The sequence below is a fragment of the Mesorhizobium sp. M7A.F.Ca.MR.362.00.0.0 genome (genome assembly GCF_004023175.1).
Classification (GTDB): domain Bacteria; phylum Pseudomonadota; class Alphaproteobacteria; order Rhizobiales; family Rhizobiaceae; genus Mesorhizobium.
Window position 1 is genome coordinate 1 of record NZ_RZTF01000342.1, and the last position, 2,719, is coordinate 2,719.

Consider the following 2,719-nt stretch of genomic DNA (forward strand, 5'->3'; position numbering starts at 1 on the left):
CAGAAACTCCGGCCGACAGATCGGCGGGCATGTACCAACAACGAAAAAGCGGCGCGGAAAATTCCGCGCCGCTTTTTGTCGGCTATTGCCGGTTCTTGGCTCAGCCGCGCTTAGCGTCGATCGAATAGGCGCCGGCGCCCGAGGAAGCCAGCACGAGGAAGCCGCCCGCAATGGCGAGGTTCTTGAGAAACTGGATCATTTGCATCTGGTCGGCCCAACCGGTGTGGGCGACCAAGCCGGTAGCGACGGTGAAGATCGCCAGCACCCAGGCAACAATCCGGGTCTTGAAGCCGACGAGGATGGCGAGGCCGCCGAGAAGCTCGATCAGGCCGACGACAATGGCCGTTACGGTCGGCAAGGGGAGGCCGAGGGCACCGAAATAGCCGGCCGTGCCGGCGATGGCGGTCAGCTTGCCGAAGCCTGAAAGCAGGAAGATGACGGCAAGCAGGACGCGGCCGAGGAGGATGGTAGTCGAGGCATTGGATGCGCCGGAACCGGCGACTGAAGTGTTGATGGACATGGTGGCTCTCCGGGATGGGTTGATACCGGGGAGATAGAGCAAGCCGACTGTTCACCAAAGCCACCAGACTGGCGACACATTGTTCACAGTACTTATGTTTCCGTGATCGGGCGGCCTGCGAAAAATTTGCTTCGCGTCACGTCGTGACGGGAGTAAATTCTCCCGTCACGAAACACCCGGCTTTTGGTTGACGCAATTCCAGACCGAAAACCGCAAGACACTTTTCCTGGAATTGACTACCCCGGATGCGTCATGTCCTCCGGCCGCACCAGCCGGTCGTAGTCGGCCTCGCTGACCAGCCCGGTGGCGAGCGCTTCCTCGCGCAAAGTGGTGCCCTTCTTGTGCGCGGTCTTGGCTATCTTGGCGGCATTGTCGTAGCCGATGGTCGGCGCTAGCGCCGTCACCAGCATCAGCGAGCGGTCGAGTGCCGCCTTGATGTTGTCTTCGCGGGCCTCGATGCCGACGACGCAATTGTCGGTGAAGGAGACCGAGGCGTCGGAGAGCAGCTGCACGGACTGCAGGAAGTTGTAGGCCATCAGCGGGTTGTAGACGTTGAGCTCGAAATGGCCCTGGCTGCCGGCGAAGGTGAGCGCCGCATTGTTGCCGAACACCTGCACGCAGACCTGCGTCAGCGCCTCGCATTGGGTCGGGTTGACCTTGCCCGGCATGATCGACGAGCCCGGTTCGTTTTCCGGCAGCGACAGCTCGCCGAGGCCCGAACGCGGGCCGGAACCGAGGAACCGGATGTCGTTGGCGATCTTGAACAGTGCGGCGGCCGCCGCATTGATGGCGCCGTGCGAAAACACCATGGAATCATGGGCCGCCAGCGCCTCGAACTTGTTCGGCGCGGTGACGAAGGCAATGCCGGTGATGGAGGCGATGCGATCCGCCACCCGTTCGGCGAAGCCGACCGGCGCGTTGAGGCCGGTGCCGACGGCGGTGCCGCCCTGCGCCAGTTCCTGCAGGCCGGGCAGCGTCAGCTCGATGCGCTTGATCGACGAGGCGACCTGCGCGGCGTAGCCCGAAAATTCCTGGCCGAGGGTCAGGGGGGTGGCATCCTGCGTGTGCGTGCGGCCGATTTTGATGATGTGATTGAACTCTCTGCTCTTGGCGGCGAGCGCCTTGTGCAGGTGCTTCAGCGCCGGCAACAGATCGTGCACGATGCGTTCGGCGCAGGCGATGTGCATGGCCGTCGGATAGGTGTCGTTCGACGACTGGCTCATATTGACGTGATCGTTGGGATGCACCGGCTTCTTGGAGCCCATGACGCCGCCCAGCATCTCGATCGCCCGGTTGGAGATCACCTCATTGGCGTTCATGTTGGACTGTGTGCCCGAGCCGGTCTGCCAGACCACCAGCGGGAAATGGTCGTCGAGCTTGCCGTCGATGACCTCTTGCGCCGCCTCGACAATCGTCTTGCCGATCGAAGGATCAAGCCGCTTGAGCTCCATGTTGGCTTCGGCCGCCGCCCGCTTGACGATGCCCAATGCGCGCACGATCGACGCCGGCTGCTTCTCCCAGCCGATCTTGAAATTGCCAAGGGAACGCTGCGCCTGCGCGCCCCAGTACCGGTCGGCGGCAACTTCGATGGGACCGAACGTGTCGGTTTCGGTTCTGGTCTTTGCAGCGGTCACGGGTCTCTCCTTGTCGAAGTCGGCAACGGCGTATCGCGTTGCACAAACGGCTTCAAGCGGAGATTGCGGGCGGCAAGTATGCAAATCGGTTGAAGGTGTGCTGGTAATCTCCCCCCTCGAGGGGGAGATGTCGCCGAAGGCGACAGAGGGGGTCGGTTCGACCGGGCGCGACCTCCTGCCGCCGCCGGAAAAGGTTGGCGTCCATGTGAGGCGACCCCCTCTGGCCTGCCGGCCATCTCCCCCTCAAGGAGGGAGAAAAGCAGCTCACCCCGCCGTGTATCCCCCATCGATCGAAAAAATCCCGCCACTGGTCCACGCGGCCTCGTCGCTGGCCAGGTAAACAGCCATCCCGGCCAAATCGTTGGGGCGGCCGATTCTGCCGAGCGGATAGCTGCGCTCGACATAGGCCTTCAGTTCCGCCTTTGCCTCGGCTGGCAAATTGTCGACGGTCTTGCGCCGCATGGCGGTGTCGACCGTGCCGGGCGCGATGGCATTGACGCGGATGCCGCGCGGGCCGAGTTCGAAGGCGAGCGACTTGGTCAGCGAGTTCAACGCGCCCTTCGAC

3 protein-coding genes are annotated in these 2,719 nt (G+C 63.2%); all 3 read right to left on the reverse strand.

What is annotated here, in order from left to right; all coding sequences use genetic code 11:
• Positions 1-100 precede the first annotated feature (100 nt).
• Positions 101-520, reverse strand: coding sequence for a DoxX family protein (locus EOC06_RS29185; protein ID WP_127332224.1), 420 nt, complete (start codon positions 518-520; stop codon positions 101-103).
• Between the two features lie 236 nt (positions 521-756).
• The gene (gene fumC, locus EOC06_RS29190) at positions 757-2,154 is read right to left on the reverse strand and encodes a class II fumarate hydratase (RefSeq protein ID WP_128309420.1); all 1,398 of its coding nucleotides are present in this window, start codon (positions 2,152-2,154) and stop codon (positions 757-759) included.
• Between the two features lie 264 nt (positions 2,155-2,418).
• On the reverse strand, positions 2,419-2,719 hold a 301-nt coding region (locus EOC06_RS43810), incomplete at its 5' end, for an SDR family NAD(P)-dependent oxidoreductase (RefSeq protein ID WP_245470179.1).

What these genes read in the sequence shown, in the direction of transcription:
- EOC06_RS29185 (WP_127332224.1), bottom strand. Translation starts at nt 520, where the DNA reads ATGTCCATCAACACTTCAGTCGCCGGTTCCGGCGCATCCAATGCCTCG.